The 16,382-nt window shown below is 48.3% G+C and carries 20 protein-coding genes; 6 read left to right on the top strand and 14 right to left on the bottom strand.

What is annotated here, in order from left to right:
• Positions 1–88 precede the first annotated feature (88 nt).
• A complete protein-coding gene (locus tag QFZ48_RS21955) occupies positions 89–697 on the top strand; it encodes a Crp/Fnr family transcriptional regulator (RefSeq protein ID WP_429049728.1) in 609 nt (202 codons plus the stop codon).
• Between the two features lie 49 nt (positions 698–746).
• Entirely contained in the window at positions 747–1,448 is a 702-nt protein-coding gene (locus QFZ48_RS21950; protein ID WP_429063631.1) for an alpha/beta fold hydrolase, read from the top strand.
• Here the strand turns inward: QFZ48_RS21950 and QFZ48_RS21945 are convergent.
• Complete coding sequence (locus tag QFZ48_RS21945; protein WP_429049732.1) at positions 1,445–2,311, bottom strand: DUF4349 domain-containing protein; 867 nt, start codon at positions 2,309–2,311, stop codon at positions 1,445–1,447. The genes QFZ48_RS21950 and QFZ48_RS21945 overlap by 4 nt on opposite strands.
• A 123-nt stretch (positions 2,312–2,434) precedes the next feature.
• Here QFZ48_RS21945 and QFZ48_RS21940 point away from each other — a divergent pair, with 123 nt between their 5' ends.
• Positions 2,435–2,845, top strand: a complete 411-nt coding sequence (locus QFZ48_RS21940) for a helix-turn-helix domain-containing protein (protein ID WP_370907509.1) — start codon at positions 2,435–2,437, stop codon at positions 2,843–2,845.
• On the opposite strand, the gene QFZ48_RS21935 is transcribed toward QFZ48_RS21940, so the two are convergent.
• Positions 2,813–3,298, bottom strand: a complete 486-nt coding sequence (locus QFZ48_RS21935; protein WP_429063629.1) for a hypothetical protein — start codon at positions 3,296–3,298, stop codon at positions 2,813–2,815. The two genes, QFZ48_RS21940 and QFZ48_RS21935, sit on opposite strands and share 33 nt — an antisense overlap.
• Positions 3,299–3,412: 114 nt before the next feature.
• On the opposite strand from QFZ48_RS21935, the gene QFZ48_RS21930 reads away from it, so the two are divergent.
• Positions 3,413–3,622: a hypothetical protein gene (locus QFZ48_RS21930; protein ID WP_429049737.1), complete on the top strand. Its 210-nt coding sequence runs from the start codon at positions 3,413–3,415 to the stop codon at positions 3,620–3,622.
• On the opposite strand, the gene QFZ48_RS21925 is transcribed toward QFZ48_RS21930, so the two are convergent.
• From QFZ48_RS21925 to QFZ48_RS21915, 3 genes are all read right to left on the bottom strand, one after another.
• Positions 3,623–4,708, bottom strand: coding sequence for a Gfo/Idh/MocA family protein (locus tag QFZ48_RS21925; RefSeq protein ID WP_429063628.1), 1,086 nt, complete (start codon positions 4,706–4,708; stop codon positions 3,623–3,625).
• Positions 4,709–4,777: 69 nt separating this feature from the next.
• The gene (locus tag QFZ48_RS21920) at positions 4,778–5,236 is read right to left on the bottom strand and encodes a YhcH/YjgK/YiaL family protein (RefSeq protein ID WP_429049742.1); all 459 of its coding nucleotides are present in this window, start codon (positions 5,234–5,236) and stop codon (positions 4,778–4,780) included.
• Positions 5,237–5,307: 71 nt separating this feature from the next.
• Positions 5,308–5,973, bottom strand: coding sequence for a GDSL-type esterase/lipase family protein (locus tag QFZ48_RS21915; protein ID WP_429049744.1), 666 nt, complete (start codon positions 5,971–5,973; stop codon positions 5,308–5,310).
• 66 nt (positions 5,974–6,039) lie between these two features.
• Between QFZ48_RS21915 and QFZ48_RS21910 the strand changes: the two genes are divergently transcribed.
• Entirely contained in the window at positions 6,040–6,447 is a 408-nt protein-coding gene (locus QFZ48_RS21910) for a YrdB family protein (protein ID WP_429049746.1), read from the top strand.
• Here the strand turns inward: QFZ48_RS21910 and QFZ48_RS21905 are convergent.
• The 5 genes from QFZ48_RS21905 to QFZ48_RS21885 form a co-directional block, all read right to left on the bottom strand.
• The gene (locus QFZ48_RS21905) at positions 6,444–7,427 is read right to left on the bottom strand and encodes an ABC transporter ATP-binding protein (RefSeq protein ID WP_429049749.1); all 984 of its coding nucleotides are present in this window, start codon (positions 7,425–7,427) and stop codon (positions 6,444–6,446) included. The genes QFZ48_RS21910 and QFZ48_RS21905 overlap by 4 nt on opposite strands.
• A gap of 236 nt (positions 7,428–7,663) precedes the next feature.
• A complete protein-coding gene (locus tag QFZ48_RS21900; protein ID WP_429049752.1) occupies positions 7,664–8,737 on the bottom strand; it encodes a dipeptidase in 1,074 nt (357 codons plus the stop codon).
• 21 nt (positions 8,738–8,758) lie between these two features.
• Positions 8,759–9,229, bottom strand: coding sequence for a RidA family protein (locus tag QFZ48_RS21895; protein ID WP_429049754.1), 471 nt, complete (start codon positions 9,227–9,229; stop codon positions 8,759–8,761).
• 129 nt (positions 9,230–9,358) lie between these two features.
• A complete protein-coding gene (locus QFZ48_RS21890; RefSeq protein ID WP_142688030.1) occupies positions 9,359–9,571 on the bottom strand; it encodes a hypothetical protein in 213 nt (70 codons plus the stop codon).
• A gap of 14 nt (positions 9,572–9,585) precedes the next feature.
• On the bottom strand, positions 9,586–10,074 hold the full coding sequence (locus tag QFZ48_RS21885) for a DinB family protein (protein WP_429049757.1): 489 nt from the start codon (positions 10,072–10,074) through the stop codon (positions 9,586–9,588).
• A 142-nt stretch (positions 10,075–10,216) separates the two neighbouring features.
• Between QFZ48_RS21885 and QFZ48_RS21880 the strand changes: the two genes are divergently transcribed.
• Entirely contained in the window at positions 10,217–11,191 is a 975-nt protein-coding gene (locus QFZ48_RS21880; RefSeq protein WP_429049759.1) for a GlxA family transcriptional regulator, read from the top strand.
• Here QFZ48_RS21880 and QFZ48_RS21875 read toward each other — a convergent pair.
• The 4 genes from QFZ48_RS21875 to QFZ48_RS21860 all read right to left on the bottom strand — a co-directional run bounded on the left by QFZ48_RS21875 (position 11,186) and on the right by QFZ48_RS21860 (position 16,379).
• Positions 11,186–11,713, bottom strand: a complete 528-nt coding sequence (locus tag QFZ48_RS21875; RefSeq protein ID WP_429063627.1) for a DinB family protein — start codon at positions 11,711–11,713, stop codon at positions 11,186–11,188. The genes QFZ48_RS21880 and QFZ48_RS21875 overlap by 6 nt on opposite strands.
• Before the next feature lie 104 nt (positions 11,714–11,817).
• Positions 11,818–13,221 (bottom strand): glucuronate isomerase, encoded by a 1,404-nt coding sequence (uxaC, locus tag QFZ48_RS21870; RefSeq protein WP_429063625.1) that lies wholly within the window; start codon positions 13,219–13,221, stop codon positions 11,818–11,820.
• A 19-nt stretch (positions 13,222–13,240) separates the two neighbouring features.
• The gene (locus tag QFZ48_RS21865) at positions 13,241–14,896 is read right to left on the bottom strand and encodes a UxaA family hydrolase (protein WP_429063623.1); all 1,656 of its coding nucleotides are present in this window, start codon (positions 14,894–14,896) and stop codon (positions 13,241–13,243) included.
• 19 nt (positions 14,897–14,915) lie between these two features.
• A complete protein-coding gene (locus QFZ48_RS21860; protein ID WP_429063622.1) occupies positions 14,916–16,379 on the bottom strand; it encodes a tagaturonate reductase in 1,464 nt (487 codons plus the stop codon).
• Positions 16,380–16,382: the final 3 nt, after the last annotated feature.

The raw sequence follows: 16,382 nt of genomic DNA, 5'->3' as shown, positions 1-16,382 counted from the left end.
ACCTGCAGCAGGGGATGTATCCCTGCTGCTTTTTTTTGGGAAAGAAAAATAACGGTGAATCATTATCTTGCAGGCAAACAATGCCGCTATGGATCATGTATTGCCCGCCTGGTATGACCGGCTCATGAAAAAATACCCGGTAGTAACCCAGGCAGAGTGGCAGTTGCTGGATAACATTGCCTCCGTAAAGCACATAAAAAAAGGAGACGCCTTCCTGAGATACGGCAAAGTAGCCCGCTACTCCGCCTTTGTTATATCCGGCATGTTCAAATTCGCTATCCTGGATGAAGAAGGAAATGAGAAGATCGTAAAATTCGGCTTTGCAGATGATTTTCTCGCCAACTGTGAAAGCTATAATAGAAAAGCGCCTTCCGCTATCAGCATTATTGCCGTGGAAGACGCCGTAATTTTGAGAATAAATATCAAAAAGCTGCAGCCCCTGTACGACCTGCACATGAACCTGCTGCATGTAAACCTGCAGCTGTACCAGGAACTGCTGGAACAGCAGTCCGAACACCAGTACATCCTTTCTTTAAAAAGTCCGCTGCAGCGTTACCGGTTCCTGCTGGAACGGCGCCCCGCCATCATACAAAAAGTATCACTCACCAATATTGCACGGTACCTGTATATCAGCCGGGAAGCGCTGAGCAGGGCACGGTTGTTCCTCCTGGACCGGACCCGTAACTTTTGTGACTGAGATCACGGCCGCCCAATTTTTCCCGTAATAGTTTTGTATCAAAAAAGATATGAAACAAAGCATGATCTTATTGCACGGACTTTTCGGCGGACTTAGTAACTGGGAAGGCGTTGTTACACATTTTCAGCCGCATTACGATATACACATCCCACCTCTTCCGATTTACAGTGCGCATACCGGCGACCAGCTGGGATACCTCGTCGATTTTCTTGATCAATACATCCGGGAGGCCGGGCTCCAAAACGTGATCCTGGTGGGCAATTCATTAGGAGGGCATGTAGCCATCCTGTACACACACCGCTTTCCTGAACGGGTAGCCAGGTTAATCCTCACGGGCAGCTCCGGTTTGTATGAAAATACCAGCATGGGTAGTTATCCTAAGCGGGGCAATTATGCATATATAAAAGAACGGGTGGCCTACACTTTTTACGATCCTGCAGTTGCTACCAATGCATTGGTGGCAGAAGTATTTCAAACTACTACTGATGCACAGAAATGCATCTGCATTGTAAGGATGGCGAAATCTGCCAACCGTAATTATGTAGCGGCGATACTACCGGAAATTCCTGTGCAAACATTATTGATCTGGGGAACGGAAGATAAAATTACTCCGCCGGAAGTAGCCCTGGAATTCAGACGTTACCTGCCGCATGCCACCCTGGTGATGATAGACAGGTGTGGTCATGCGCCCATGATGGAGCGGCCGGCGGAGTTCAATAAAATACTGGGAACGTTCCTTACTGCAGGTTAATGCTTACGTAATAATAATTTGCGGTAGGCCAGCCAGCCCAATGCACCTGCCAGCAGGAAAGGCCATAACTGTATAAAGAAAAGCAGGATGTTGCGGAAAATTTCAGCGCCATTGCGCAGGGCCACCAACAGCTCTGTGCCAAAGCCGGCGCGGGTTACACGGTCCGGATTGATGACCACTTGCTCATCGGTTACCTGTGGCTGGAACAATTGCACCGTGAAAGTAGAATAAGCCACATCATCGAGGATTACGAGGTTATCCATCTGCCGGTCGATGGCAGCAGCGGCTTTCTGGTCTTTGTACTCCACCACATCCAGCGTGGTTCCTTTCTTTGCAGGTGTAACCTTACTAAGCTGCGCTTCCTGTGTTTCCTGGCGCTCATTCTTCAACGCATTGGCCAGGTACTTCAGGGTCATATCCTGGTCTTTCACCACACGGTGATCAATAAACCCTGCGGTGGCAGTGAGTGAATACACTACTGAGTCGAGGTGTTCCACTGGTACCTTCAGTGTGAGGTTGGCAGTGGGCGTGTACAGCTGAACACTCTTCACCGAGTCGGTGGAATAAGGCACGCTGAAATGTTGTACGGATTCATTCTGCAGGTTGCTTTCCACTACAATTCCGCCCAGGCGTGTTACCAGTTGCTCCATACGGGAGGTAGCCTGGAACACGTCACTGACGCGGCACCGCACATCGGCGGACTTTACTCTTTTGCGGGAAGCGGAATTCAATTTTGTGATGTCGTTGGAGAAAGACGTAGAATCAGCAGTAGCTGCATAGTCTCTCATTTCTTTGTTCATACCTCCCTGGCAGGCACACAGAGCCAGCAGGGGTATACCCAGGTAATAGAGTGAAAGGCGCATAACAGGAGAATTTAACCTTTATACAACAGACGCAGAAAAGGTAACCTTTCAGAAATGTTAAAGTGGTTGTGACGGGTTACATGATAACCTGATTTAGTATCTTTAGGTAAGATATAAAATACCATGCCCGTACTTCCTCAGAAATATCAGACCAGGAAAGCAGCAATTACTGCTGACTTTATTGCTGCGGTGAATGAACACATCGACCAGGTGATGGATGGCCGCATAGACCAGATGTATCATATCAAGGATTTTGCGCGCCAGTTGTATATTCACCCGGTGCATCTCAGCAATACTATTAAGTTACACACCGGTCATGCACCGTGCTACTTTTTTGAAATGAGATTAATGGAAGAAGCCAGGAAGATGTTACAGAATCCATCGCTCACGGTGACGGAAATTGCCACCAAGCTAACATTCGACAACTCCAATTTTACTAAATTTTTCAAACGGTTTGAAGGCGTTACGCCGTCCCAATACCGGCTGCAGCATGCGGCTGCCTCAGAGGTAGCGTTGCAGGTAAATGGGCTTTAAGAAGTAATAATTATTCAGGGGCTTGTTATCGAACAGGTCGCCGTCATCAAAATAAAATCCGTTGGTGAACTCTGTTTTGGAGTTGAGTTGTATTTTACCGGTGTTGTGCTCTACTATAAAATACACCGGGATGATCACATGATACTTACCGCTTTTCCCGGTAAATTTATTCCATTTAATATCCAGTTCTTCCAGCCTGAAAAGGCGGGGCTTCAGGTTGCCGGCTACATTGGTGGAGCAATCCAGCTTAGTGATCACACCATGATCCACCTCTGCTTTCAGTGAAAAAGCGAGGCTGGTAGCGCCGCCCTTCATGGGCACGAGGGCTGAATCCATAAACCGGCTTAGCTGCTGATAAGTGTCGATGAAAGAAGGGGTTTGGGCTATGGAGCTGATACCGGAAAAAAGAATACCTATGTGGAGGAAAATGATATAGAAACAGTTAAATCTCATAATATCAGTTTTTCATCTGGAATAACGTTCACGCCTATCCTGTTTTTACTGCATAGTTAAGTTACGATTTCTTCCGGCTAAAAAGAGCGCAGGCGTAGAAAAAATTCAATATAATTGAAACGCACGAGGTTGCATATGGCAGGTAAATATTATTTAAGAGCCGTTGTCTTTCTCCCGGCGGAGCTGAGGGAGAAAGACAACAACAGAGATGTTTACACACTGGCCGGCTGCGGTATTGCCGCCTTCAGCTTTTACGGTGCAGGCAATGCGCGATCCCTATTTCCAGGCAGGGGATGCAGGAAAGTGATCAATATGCCTTTTTGATCAGAATTTAATCGTTTTTCCTGTACGGACCGACTCGCGGGCAGCCGCCAGGATGCGCACCACAATTACATTATTAGCCGGTGCATACAATCCATCTGCCGGCATGGTTACTTTACCATTCAGCACGTCTATCAGGTAGTTGAACGGATCTTCATATACGGGTATATCCGTTGCCGTTATACGGCGTGTGATGGCGGGCGACCGTTCACTGTTGCGTTGAATAAGGGTATTCTTATCGGCGGCAATGAGATAGCCTTTGTCGCCATACACTTCCATATCCTTCCGGCTGAAGCTCCAGTTCCACGAGGCCTGGATGGTACACTGCGTATCGCCGTAATCCACCAGGATAGTGGCGTCATCTTCCACTTTGGGATACACCTGTGGTTTAAAGTGACGCGCCACCGCGGTAACGGATACGGGCAAACGATTTTTCATCAGATGGGTCATGAGGTTGGCGCCGTAACAGCCAAAGTCCATGAGTGCCCCGCCGCCGTTCAGCACCGGGTCGGTGAGCCAGTTTAGGAACTCCGGGCCACAGCCAATTTCTTTAGGTCCCTGGTGGCCGTCGTTTACCGTCACCTTTCTCACTTTCCCGGCGTAGCTGCTGTCTTCCAGCAACTGGAAGGTTTTGGCTACGGAAGGGTACCAGCTCGTTTCATAATCAGTGAGCAGTTGTACTTTGTACCGGCGGGCCAGCGAGTCCATATACACCGCGTCGGCCACGGTAGTAGCCAACGGTTTTTCCACCATAATATGAATATGCCGGGGTGCGGCGGCCTCCACCACTTCCCGGTGGGCCTTGATGGAGCCAAATGCCAGCACTGCAGTGGGCTTTACCGCATCCAGCATTTTACCGAGATCCGTATAAAAGATATTTTCAGGAAGATGATATTGCCTGGCCCTCAATTTAGCGACGGCCGTATCAGGCTCGTAGATGCCGGCAATTTGAATGTCCCCTTTGTTTGGGCGACCAAGAATAAAAGCCGCATGCCCATGTGATACACCGGCAACGGCTACACGCAGTTGTTGGGCCATAATGCAACCAAACACATGCATCAGCAGGAAAGTAAAAATAACAGAACGCATCCCTAAATCTAGGAAATATGTGCAGCTTTTAATAATAGAATAGATAAACGGTCAATGGCCGTCAGAAAATTACAGGCTCACCGCTATTTTAATGACTACTTTCCTTACCGGCATAGGCGTGCTTACCTTGATGTTTGGCATGTGCAGGTCCGTAGGAAAGAAAATGGCAAACATGCCCTTTTCCAACCGGGAGAAAAACATCGGATGCTCTGCAAACAACTGGTAGTCCGCAGTTTCATCATATGCTTTGGAAGGCGCCTGTTCACGCAGGAAGTCGTGGCCAATCAGTTCAGAACCTGACACCATATACTGGATATCGATGTACTTCTTATGCGCTTCCATTTGCTCCGTGGAAGCGTCTACGGTATCATATTCATTGACAATAGCGAAGATATTGCTTCCATCGATTTCGTACTTCCCCTTTTCCAGGCCGGCCAGGTCTGTTTGTGCCAGGTACTCAAAAGCCTTGATAAATTTAACTCCCAGGCGGTAGTAAAGATGGGCATTCTGCAGTGTATCCAGTATCATGTTTTGTAAAAAGGTGTTAATAAGGCGGCAAGATACTTTTTTTTCTATATACCAAACCTTCCGGCGCTATTCTACTTCTTTAACAGGTGAGGCTGAACAGCTTTCTCCCAGATGGCGTATCCCTTTTTATTCATGTGCAGCATGTCATTGAGAAACAGCTCCTCGCGCGACTTCCCCGTTTTGTCGAGCATCAGCGAAAAGATATCGACGTATACGATATGTTTTTCTTTGGAGATGTAATCTTTGATCAGTGCATTCGACTGCTTCACTTTCTCCACGTACTTCACCCGGGAAGGACTGGGTTTCATAGAAATATACACCAGCGGTGTTTCCGGCAGTTTACTTCTGATAGTTGTATACAGCACTTTAAATCTTTGCAGCAGGGAATCTGCGGTGGCTTTCTCATCCACTATATCATTTTCTCCTACGTAGATCACTACCTGGCGGGGATGATAGGGAAAGATAATATCGTTGGCAAAATAGGTGATGTCGTTTGTAATGGCGCCGCCCACTCCCCTGTTCAGCACTATATAGCTGCTGAAATTCCTTTCCAGGTCGTCCCATTTCCTGATGGAAGAACTGCCCACAAACAGGATCGGATGTTCCGGAGGCGCATACATCTTATCAAATTCCTTGATGGTATTAACATCCTTCGCAAAACGCATGGGTGATTGGGCAAACAGGGATCCGGTTACGTGGAGCAATGTAAAACCCAACAGGAACAAATATCTTTTCATAACGATTTAATTTTTCAGCGAGCTTTAAGATAAATGAAAAATATTTAATTTAGAACAAACTATTACATGAATACCCATCCTGTCAACTTAGCCGTACGTTTTCTGCTGGAGATTTTAATGCTGATGATATTGGGTTACTGGGGCTGGCGCCTGGGTAACGGATGGTGGTCTTATGTACTGGTGGTGGTGTTTCCGCTCACTGCTGCAGTACTGTGGGGCGTATTCCGCATCCCCAACGATCCAAAGGCAGCGCCGGTAGCTATTCCCGGTGTAGCGCGACTGCTACTTGAACTTTTCCTGTTTGGATTGGCGGCGTGGGCATTATACTCATTGGGTTATCTGCGCGAAAGCATTGCGCTGGCAGTAGTGGTGATTATACACTACGCCGTATCCTGGGACAGGACCTGGGTGATGCTGCAAAACAAGCCCTACAACGGGTTTGCTGGCAAGAAGATCATGGGAATAAAACCTTAGATATACCAAACGGTTTCGGGCGCTACGCTTATATTCACCGCTGCGCCTTTTTTCAGGCCGGCATCCGTGGTTTTGATGGTTACCACTTCATTTCCCAGCGCCACTTCGGCTTCAAAGAAACTGCCATAGTAGGCGATATCACGGATCTTGCCGGGCAAAGCATCTTTTTTTGCACGAACAATTTTGAAGTCCTCCGGGCGGATAAAGATGCTTTTACCATTCAGTGTAATGCCGGGCAATCCGTCCAGCACAGCGGCTTTCCCCGGGGAAAGGAGATTATATTTTCCGAATAACCCGGCTACATATTCATTCACCGGCTGGTTATAGATTTGTTGCGGAGATCCCTGCTGTACAATTTCCCCGTCTTTCATCACCAGTATTTCATCTGCCCAGGGCAGGATATCCATCGGATCGTGGGAAATCAGCATCACGGTGATACCGAGCTTATCGCCTATATCACTGATCACTTTTTTCAGGATGCTTTTATGGATCATGTCCAGGTTGGAATAGGGCTCATCCAGCAAAAACAGCCTGGGAGAAGAAATGAGGAGTCTTGCCATAGCGATGCGCTGTTTTTCACCACCCGACAACTGATCTGTTTTTCTTTTGAGCAGATGTGAAATCCGGCAGATGTCGTAGATCTCTGCGGCTTCTTCATCGGTGAGCTTATTGGCATAGGACAGAATTTCTTCCACCCGGTAATTATTTCTCAGTTCAAAATGCTGGGAAAGATAGGCTGTGCCGGGATGCCCTGGAATCAATACTTCCAGCGCCCCTTTCACACGTTTGCCTTCAAACATCACCGTACCGGCATCTGCCTGGGCCATGCCTCCCACAATTTTCATCAGGGTGCTTTTACCGGAACCGGTTTCGCCCGCGATCACTATTTTCTGAAATGCGTGTTGTGTGAAGCTGACATTCTTTAAAATATAAGCGCCGTGCAGTTCCTTGCTGATGTTTGAGACTTCGAGAAAATTCATTCGCGCAAATTAATAAAATTAGCGGATTAGAGCGGATTTTGTCTTTCTCGCTGATTACGCTGATTATACTGATTAATTTGATTTTGTTTTTTGGATTTTTTTGGATTTTTTGATTAATAATATTTAAGGGAGATAAAAAGCGAATATATCCGCTTTTATCTCCCTTAATCCTTTATAAAATCCAAAAAACAAAATCAAATTAATCAGTATAATCAGCGAGAAAGACAAACTCCGCGCTAATCGCGCCACGCATCCCGCAGGAAACGCAGCCAGTTGCCATGCATCACATTGTCGATGTCTTCAGCGCTGTAGCCTCTTTTGGTGAGGAGTGCGGGTAGTTGCTGCATATCGGCAATTGTTTCGAGGTCGTAAGGGCATTGCTCTTTACCGAAGGCGCCATCGAGGTCGGTGCCAATGCCTACATGGAGTGAGTTACCGGCGATCTGGCAGATATGATCCATGTGATCGATCATTTTTTCCAGGTTACAGCCCATGCTTTCGGGTGTGGAGGTACCACGAACCCATCCGGGTACCATCATCCAGGCGTCGAGGGCGCCACCGATAACTGCGCCTTTCCGGATGAGCGTTTTGATCATGTCGTCGCTGAACTGGCGGTTATGATTTACCAGGGCGCGGCAGTTATTATGACTGGCCCATACCGCTCCGTTAAACAATTCCATGGCGTCCCAAAAGGCGTCATCGCACAGATGCGTGGCGTCGAGGATCATATGGAGCCGTTCCATTTCACGGATCAGCTGTTTACCTTGTTCATTAAGCCGGCCGGTGGCATCGGTACCGTTGGCATAACGCCCCGGGCCGTAGTGTGCGGGGCCTATGGCGCGCAATCCTTTATTGTAGGCCTGTTCGAGATACTTGAGGTTCACGATAGAGTCGGCTCCTTCGAGGCTGAGGATGTAGCCTATGGGCTTTTTGTCGTTGGGCGTACCATCGTTCCACAATAGCAGGTGTTGTTCCAGTCCTTGTTTATCTTTGATCATCACCATTTCTCCGGCGTCTTCCATCGCTTTATACCAGGCCAGCTGCCCCTGCGTTTGGGCCCAGGCCTGTTCAGGAGAGTGCCATCCCGGCAACGGATTGTCCGGTGCCACATAGCGGCCTATCTGGGTGGCTACTACCAACCCGATGTTACCTTTCCGTAGTTCAGGGAATGCCACCACCCCTTTGCCACGGTCGGGTTTATCGTTCATGCCGGCTTCTCTCGCACGGATGGCGGTTACCGGCTGTTGCAGGTCCCTGTTCCATTCCAGCGCATTCATGCTGAGATCTAAATGTGCATCTATTATAAACATAGTTCGCAGATATCCAAATGTTTAATACAGTTCAAACAAAGCTTCTATTTCCACGGGAATATTATCCGGCAGGGAGCCAAAACCCACGGCACTCCTCACTCCTACGCCATTTTCTTCGCCCCATACCGCAGCAAATAATTCACTGCAGCCATTGATGATGTAGGGATGCCGCTCAAAGTCGGGTGTACAGTTGACCATGCCCAGCACCTTGATCACCCTTTTTACTTTATCCAGGCTGCCCACATGTGTTTTAATGGTAGAGAGCATGGTTAATCCTACCTGTCTTGCTGCCAGCTTGCCTTGCTCCATATCCAGCGCATCTCCAATCCGTCCGATGATCAGTGATTTATCATGCTGTACGGGACCATGACCGGAGAGATACAGGTATTTGCCATCGATAAGGCAAGGCTTATAAACACCCAATGGCGATGGGGCTGGCGGCAGTTCCAGTCCCAGGGCCGCTAACTTCTCTTCTGCATGATTGTTTTCCATATTTGCTGTTTTAATCTGCTTATAAATGTAATATTTTCCATGACCAGCAATGATAAGAAAAACCTTACAATCCTCACAAAGTAGAAATTTGTTGCTTACAAAAGAAAAAGCCGTCTGTTAAGACGGCTCCTAATCTTCCATTACCTGACACTGGAATCCATTTTCATTTACCAGCATCATTATTTTTCCGGGATGAAAATTCTCTCCTTCCACCCGTAACACTTTATCACAGTCTTCCAGATCAAAATTGATTTTACTATCCGGAAAATTACGGAGCAGCAGCGCAACTATTTCTTTCGCAGCTGCTACCCGTTTTACATTCGTTACGAATACTTCTACCATTGTAATAATTTTGATTACATATATTTCATCGGCTCGTATTTCAACAGCCGCCTCCACAAGGCAATTTGCCCGATACAATTGGCTTCCCGGTAAATATTAAAAGTGAGCAGGTCCCAGAGCGACATTTTCATGCCGGGAAATTCCAGCACATGATCCAGTTGTTCATCCGTTACATTTACCAGTGCTGTTTTTAACAACGGGGAAATTTTCTGCCAGTCTTTTTTAAAAATTTCGAGAGATGGATACTGCTGTGAGTCCTTTATTCCCTGGAAATCTTTGAAAAGATCATTCGCCGTAGATGTGGCTTCCACTTTTAGCAAACCGGCCAGTTCAAACCGCTGCTGTACCAGGCTGCCGGCGAGCCATGCAACGTGGTTGGCGGGTGTGTCCAGTCTTTTATGCGCATCTTCATCAGTAATTCCATCCAGTACCTTTGGAAAAAATTCTGTGTGCAGGTCAAATAGTGGAAGGATGCCCTGCATCCGGGTGCTTACAGTTTCCATATAAATTATTTTTTTTGGTTCTCAAACTAACGGTAAGGTACCTCTTAATTTTTGTCCGGATAGATGCTGATAGAGTCAATATTAGGGGGTATTTGCGCCAAATTCGTTATGTTTGAGTAGATAACTAAAAACTGAAAACCATATGCTACAGATTGGGATCCTGCTTATACGCCACTACAAGCTTTTAAGCCTGGCTGCCATAACAGATGTACTGGACACCGTCAATAAGATTTACTATAAAAACGGTGAGCCTGCACCTTTCAGAATAACATTGGTACATACTCCGGAAACGGAACACCTGGCAGCCGCCTTTCCGGATTATGCGTCGCAACATACAGATGCAGCAGGCGTTTTCAACCTGGTGCTGGTACCCTCTTTTACTACGGATGATATCCGCCAGTCGATCATAGAAAACCGGGCTTATCTTCCCTGGATGCAACAACAATATAAAAACGGCGCTGAAATCGCCAGCTTTTGTACCGGCGCATTTTTATTGGGGGCTTCCGGTTTACTGGATGGCAAAATAGCCACCACCCATGTAGATGCCTGCAGGGAATTTTCCTCTTCTTTCCCGGCTGTGAACCTGTTATCGGATAAAACAGTTACCCATGATTCCGGCATTTACACGAGCGGTGGCGCCACTTCTACCTTCCACCTGCTGCTTCACCTGCTGGAAGTTCATTGCGGCATTGAAATAGCGATAAAGACCGCTAAAATTTTTGCCGTGGATATGGGCCGCGACAAACAATCCTATTTCAGCACCTTTCAGCCTGCCCGTAATCACCACGACGACCTCGTAGCCTCAGCGCAGCAAAGAATTGAAACCAGCTACCAGGATGTGGGTACAATTGAAGAAATGATCAGGGACATCCCTTCCAGCAGGAGAAATATTGTGAGAAGATTTAAACAGGTAACCGGTGTAACCCCTATTGAATACCTGCAATTTACCCGGATTGAAGCCGCCAAAAAACTGCTGGAGCAAACCGGCCAGCAAATGGCGGAAGTCATCTTTAACTCGGGCTACAACGATCCCAAGGCATTCAGAAAGGTATTCCGCAAAACGGTGGGAATGACCCCTTCTGAATACCGGGAAAAGTTTAACGCCGCCAGATCATAAATTCTGATCCCTGTCCCAGAAAGCCGGAGGCTCTGTGCCGAGGGCGCGGAGATATACATACCCCTGTCCGCGGTGATGAATTTCATTGTCGAAAATGTAAAACAGGATACTGATGGATTTACCTTCATACTGTCCAAAGGCAGTGATCTCTTTTTGAAATGCTTCCACCGGGATTTTAGGCCACCATTCGTTGAGTTTCTCTGTAATCACATCCCAGAGTTGCAGCAGCTCCGCTTTGGTAGTAGGGGCCACCGACACGCCGGCATCTTTCAGCAATACATCGATACCCAGCCATTCGTCGGTGACAACGCCATATACGGACGGAAAGGCCATTCCGCAAAACTCCATTACCAAAACAGAAAAGGGTCGCATACCGCCCACGCTGAAGGTGAACAGCTGATCTTCCGGGAATACTTCGATCATCCGGCGGGTCAATGCGCGGTGGCCCTGCCAGTGTTTCAGTAACTGATCAGGCGTAATAACGGTGGTAGTAGTTGCGGCAGATAAGGTGTTGTTTTCCATGAGTGTTGTATTTTTTTGTTTACAATACAAAGGAAACACAGGGTTGTGACAACCCTATGTCAGTAGCCTTAAAAAAAGTTTGCCGAACTTTCTACTCCTTTGAATCACCAGCCAAAATATGATTTGGCATTGCCGTAACAGATATCCTGTATGATCTTTCCTACGGCATCGATATCGTCCGGGATTTCGCCCCGCTCTATTTCTTCACCGAACAGATCGCAGAGCAGGCGACGGAAATACTCGTGGCGCGGATAGGAAAGGAAGCTGCGGGAATCCGTAAGCATGCCCACAAACCGGGAAATCAGTCCCATATTGGAGAGTGCATTCATTTGTCTCGTCATGCCGTCTTTCTGATCCAGGAACCACCAGGCAGCGCCGAATTGTATTTTCCCCGCTACAGAACCGTCGTTGAAGTTGCCGGTCATGGTAGCCATGAGTTCATTATCGGCCGGATTCAGATTATAAATGATCGTTTTTGCCAGTTTATCCTGGCTATCCAGTTTGTCGAGGAATTTAGCCAGCGCACGCGCCTGGGAAAAATCACCAATGGAGTCCCAGCCGGTATCGGGTCCAAGCTGCCGCATCATGCGGGAATTATTATTCCGCAGCGCGCCAAGATGGTATTGCTGCACCCATCCTGCTTTCCAGTCCATGAGCGCCAGTTCCAGCAGCAACGCCGATTTAAACTGCCGGATTTCGGTGTAGGTGAGCGACTGACCACCGCGTATCTTCAAAAAGATCTGCCGGATATCTTTCTCCAGAAAATCATCTGCATAAATTTCCTCAATACCGTGATCAGACACTTTACAGCCATGCGCGGCAAATACATCATGCCGGCTTTTCAAGGTCTGTAACAGGTCATCATAGGTATTGATGTTGCAATTTGCTGCCTGCTCCAGTTTTTCGAGGTAACGATTATATACTTCCGGCACCTCTACATTCATGGCCTGGTCGGGGCGGAAAGCGGGAATTACGGGGATTTCAAAACCCTCCTGTTTCAACTGCCGGTGATACTGCAGGTTGTCGGCCGGATCATCGGTAGTGCAAACGATCGATACGTTCCTGCTGCGCAGCAGGTTTTGCACGCTGTATTCCGGCGTTTGCAGCAGTTGATTGCAGGTATCATAGATCTGCCTTGCAGAGGCCGGATTCAGTATATCAGTGACCCCGAAATAGCGTTGCAGTTCCAGGTGTGTCCAGTGATATAAAGGGTTACGCAAAGTATGGGGCACGGTGGCTGCCCATTGTTCAAACTTCTCCCAATCCGTATTATTTCCGGTACAGTAACTTTCCGGTACGCCGTTGGTGCGCATAGCGCGCCATTTATAATGATCTCCGTATAGCCAAGCCTGTGTGATATTCTCAAACATTGTATCCGCGGCTATCTGCGCGGGTGGCAGGTGACAGTGGTAATCGATGATGGGCATATCCCTGGCGTAGTCGTGATAGAGCCTTTCTGCCGCATCGCTATTCAGGAGGAAATTTTCATCCATGAATTTTTTTCTCATCCGTAAAAATATTTAAGTATTACAATGACACCCCTCTTTTCCAGGGAATAAAATCATCCTGGCCGTTAAGGACAGATTTTGCAGTAATGGCGCCGCTGGCCACCTGTATAACGTAGTCGAGTATACGTTCTCCTGCTTCAGCAATGGTTTCTTCACCGTCTATAATAGTACCGGTATTAATATCAATGATATCATTCATTCGCTGGTACAGCTTTGTATTGCTGGACAGTTTGATCACGGGTGCAATAGGGTTGCCGGTGGGCGTTCCCAGCCCCGTGGTAAACAGTACCACGTTAGCGCCGCTGCCCACTTCCGCAGTAGTGGATTCTACATCGTTACCGGGCGTGCAAAGCAGGTTCAATCCCGGCAGCTGCACTTTTTCGGGGTAATCCAGTACGGCGGCTACAGGAGAAGTGCCTCCCTTTTTGGCTGCCCCCGCCGATTTTATGGCATCGGTAATCAGTCCATCTTTTATATTTCCGGGAGATGGATTCATATCAAACCCGGAGCCTGCTTCTTCTGCACGCTGCTGATAGGTACGCATCAACCGGATAAACCGGGTGGCGTCTTCCACGCTGCGGCACCGGTCGCTCATTTCCTGTTCTACTCCGCAGAGTTCGGGGAATTCAGCAAGAATAACGGAGCCGCCCAGGGCCGTCAGCAGATCGGACGTATAGCCGATAGCGGGGTTGGCAGAGATACCGGAGAAGCCATCCGAGCCGCCGCACTCCAGCCCGATGCATAACTTGCTTAATGGCGCCGGCTGCCGGGTACATTGATTGGCGATCATCAGGCCGGCAAACGTTTGACGGATGGCATCAGCGATCAACTGGCTCTCTGCGCCTGTTTGCTGCTGATCAAGTATATACAGCGGCTTTGAAAAACCGGGGTCGCGCTTACTGATTTCGTCCTGCAACATGCTGATCTGCGCATTCTGGCAACCCAGGCTCAGCACCGTAGCACCGGCAACGTTAGCATGGGTGATATATCCTGCCAGCAGGCCGCACAGCGTTTGCGCGTCCTGGCGGATACCACCGCAACCGCCATCATGTGTCAGGAATTTAATGCCGTCCACATTTTCAAATACGCGGCTATGCTGCGCTCCCGGTGCCTCTTCCGTATACACGGTTTCGAGGATCTGTGCAGGGCTGGCGCCGGTTTGCTGCTTTGCGGCAAGTGAACGTGTGAAGGCAGCATACTTACCCGGGCGGGCATATCCCAGTTCCGGCAGCAGCGCTTCTTTCAATACTTCCACATTCCTGTTTTCACAAAACACCAATGGGATCACCAGCCAGTAATTAGCCGTACCTACGCTCCCATCGGCACGGTGATACCCCATGAAAGTCTTTTGCTGCCAGCGGGAAACATCCGGTGGTTGCCAGGTGGTTTTCCGCTGGGCAGCCAGCTCGTAGCTGCTAGCTGCATGATGCACATTTTCCACGGCAATCCTGCTGCCGGCACTGATAGTGCGCTGCGCACGACCTACCAGCACACCGTACATGTAAATCGCATCTCCTTCGTTCATGGACGCCACCGCAAATTTATGCTTGGCAGGAATCTTTTCCTGCATCGTATATACGGCGCCGTTATATTCCACCATTTCTTCCTTTTCCAGATCCTGCAGTGCTACCAGCACATTATCGTGTGGATGCACCTTTAATACTTTCTGCTTCATTTATCTGTCCTTGTTTTTTTTACGATACTGTTATTTCTCCTGCTATTTTTTCAAGATAAACAGCTACCCCCTGTTCCATTAACGCTTTCAGCATCGTAGTTACCAACTGTGCGAAACCGGGAATGACAGTGAGGTTACAGCCCCATATCGCCTCGTTGCTGAAAGAATTTTTCACTACTTCCTCCGGCGTATGCTGCTGCCACTGCGCCGCATACCAGGCGGCATGCTCATCCGTGATGGTATAGCTACTGCCGCCACGCATAAATAACGCATGCGCAGCAAAACCCAGCGCTATCAACGCAGGCACATGTTCTGTACGCCGGTGATATTGCAACAGCACCGGCAGTACCCGCATTTTCAATTTCGCCGTATACTGACTGCAAATGCTTAACCACCGGTGTTCGATCGCCGGGTTGCGGAAGCGGTCCAGTACAGCGCCGGCAAAACGGATGGCCGCATCATTTCGTATATGGATATCTGTTATAGCAGGTATAATTTCATGCATCATCAGTCCTTCCATATAGGCAGCCATTGCCTCATCATTCATGGCCGCCTTCACCGTATCGTGACCAGCCAGGAAGGCCAGTCCGCAGCTAAGCGTATGTGTCCCATTGAGCAACCGGAGCTTCAGTTCGCGGAATACATTGATGTCGGGCGATAATACCACCCCGGCATCTGCCTCACTAAAGGATAATATCTTCTTCACATGATCACTGCTGGTTTCAATGGCCCATAAGCGGTATACTTCTGTCATGATCAGGAGATCATCTTCATAACCGGTTGCCAGGTAGGCCGCACCAGGTACAATGCAATCCACCAATGAATTACAACAGTAGTTACTGTTAACGAGCCAGTGTACAAATCCTTCTTCCAGCTGGTTAAAGGTGCTCAGCTGCAACAGTATTTCCCGGAGCCTGCTGCCGTTATCCGGTATCAGTTCTGTAGGAATAATCACCATTCCTTTGGTGATATCTCCCTTAAAATGGTGATAACGGCGATACAGGAAGGCCAGCAATTTACCGGGGAAGGATGCCGGCGGCGTTGCATGAATACTTTCTTCCACATACACAATACCTACTTCGGTGGTATTGGATATTACTACCTGCATATGCGGACTGGCAGCGCAGTCCATAATATCGTTCCACTGGGTAGCGGCTGTGAGCACCCTGCTGATACTGGCATTGATAATATTTTCCGATACCGCTTTACCGCCATCAATGCCCCGGATACACTGTGTATAAAGGTTATCCTGTTCATCGAAAGCAGCGGTACTGCCTTTATCTGTTGACTTCACCACCACTACCCTGCCATTAAACAATCCCTGTTTATTGGCTTTATCTATGAAGAAACCGGGCAGTCCTCTCAGCAATACGCCTGTTCCAAATTGCAGCACCTTTTCCGGCAGCGTAAAGTATTCTTCCGCCGGAACCTGCAGCCCATCATTTTCGTGCAGCCGTGCCAGTAATTCTTTAGAAAGTTTCATATC

It is taken from the genome of Chitinophaga sp. W2I13 (assembly GCF_050434005.1).
Taxonomy (GTDB): domain Bacteria; phylum Bacteroidota; class Bacteroidia; order Chitinophagales; family Chitinophagaceae; genus Chitinophaga.
The sequence above is the reverse complement of the archived record's forward strand: the minus strand, read 5'-3'. Positions and strand labels throughout refer to the sequence as shown.

Excerpts from the sequence above, each read along its gene's own strand:
- QFZ48_RS21955 (WP_429049728.1), top strand. The coding sequence starts at position 89 with ATGGATCATGTATTGCCCGCCTGGTATGACCGGCTCATGAAAAAATAC.
- QFZ48_RS21950 (WP_429063631.1), top strand. The coding sequence starts at position 747 with ATGAAACAAAGCATGATCTTATTGCACGGACTTTTCGGCGGACTTAGT.
- QFZ48_RS21945 (WP_429049732.1), bottom strand. The coding sequence starts at position 2,311 with ATGCGCCTTTCACTCTATTACCTGGGTATACCCCTGCTGGCTCTGTGT.
- QFZ48_RS21940 (WP_370907509.1), top strand. The coding sequence starts at position 2,435 with ATGCCCGTACTTCCTCAGAAATATCAGACCAGGAAAGCAGCAATTACT.
- QFZ48_RS21935 (WP_429063629.1), bottom strand. The coding sequence starts at position 3,298 with ATGAGATTTAACTGTTTCTATATCATTTTCCTCCACATAGGTATTCTT.
- QFZ48_RS21925 (WP_429063628.1), bottom strand. The coding sequence starts at position 4,708 with ATGCGTTCTGTTATTTTTACTTTCCTGCTGATGCATGTGTTTGGTTGC.
- QFZ48_RS21920 (WP_429049742.1), bottom strand. The coding sequence starts at position 5,236 with ATGATACTGGATACACTGCAGAATGCCCATCTTTACTACCGCCTGGGA.
- QFZ48_RS21915 (WP_429049744.1), bottom strand. The coding sequence starts at position 5,973 with ATGAAAAGATATTTGTTCCTGTTGGGTTTTACATTGCTCCACGTAACC.
- QFZ48_RS21910 (WP_429049746.1), top strand. The coding sequence starts at position 6,040 with ATGAATACCCATCCTGTCAACTTAGCCGTACGTTTTCTGCTGGAGATT.
- QFZ48_RS21905 (WP_429049749.1), bottom strand. The coding sequence starts at position 7,427 with ATGAATTTTCTCGAAGTCTCAAACATCAGCAAGGAACTGCACGGCGCT.
- QFZ48_RS21900 (WP_429049752.1), bottom strand. The coding sequence starts at position 8,737 with ATGTTTATAATAGATGCACATTTAGATCTCAGCATGAATGCGCTGGAA.
- QFZ48_RS21895 (WP_429049754.1), bottom strand. The coding sequence starts at position 9,229 with ATGGAAAACAATCATGCAGAAGAGAAGTTAGCGGCCCTGGGACTGGAA.
- QFZ48_RS21890 (WP_142688030.1), bottom strand. The coding sequence starts at position 9,571 with ATGGTAGAAGTATTCGTAACGAATGTAAAACGGGTAGCAGCTGCGAAA.
- QFZ48_RS21885 (WP_429049757.1), bottom strand. The coding sequence starts at position 10,074 with ATGGAAACTGTAAGCACCCGGATGCAGGGCATCCTTCCACTATTTGAC.
- QFZ48_RS21880 (WP_429049759.1), top strand. The coding sequence starts at position 10,217 with ATGCTACAGATTGGGATCCTGCTTATACGCCACTACAAGCTTTTAAGC.
- QFZ48_RS21875 (WP_429063627.1), bottom strand. The coding sequence starts at position 11,713 with ATGGAAAACAACACCTTATCTGCCGCAACTACTACCACCGTTATTACG.
- uxaC (WP_429063625.1), bottom strand. The coding sequence starts at position 13,221 with ATGAGAAAAAAATTCATGGATGAAAATTTCCTCCTGAATAGCGATGCG.
- QFZ48_RS21865 (WP_429063623.1), bottom strand. The coding sequence starts at position 14,896 with ATGAAGCAGAAAGTATTAAAGGTGCATCCACACGATAATGTGCTGGTA.
- QFZ48_RS21860 (WP_429063622.1), bottom strand. The coding sequence starts at position 16,379 with ATGAAACTTTCTAAAGAATTACTGGCACGGCTGCACGAAAATGATGGG.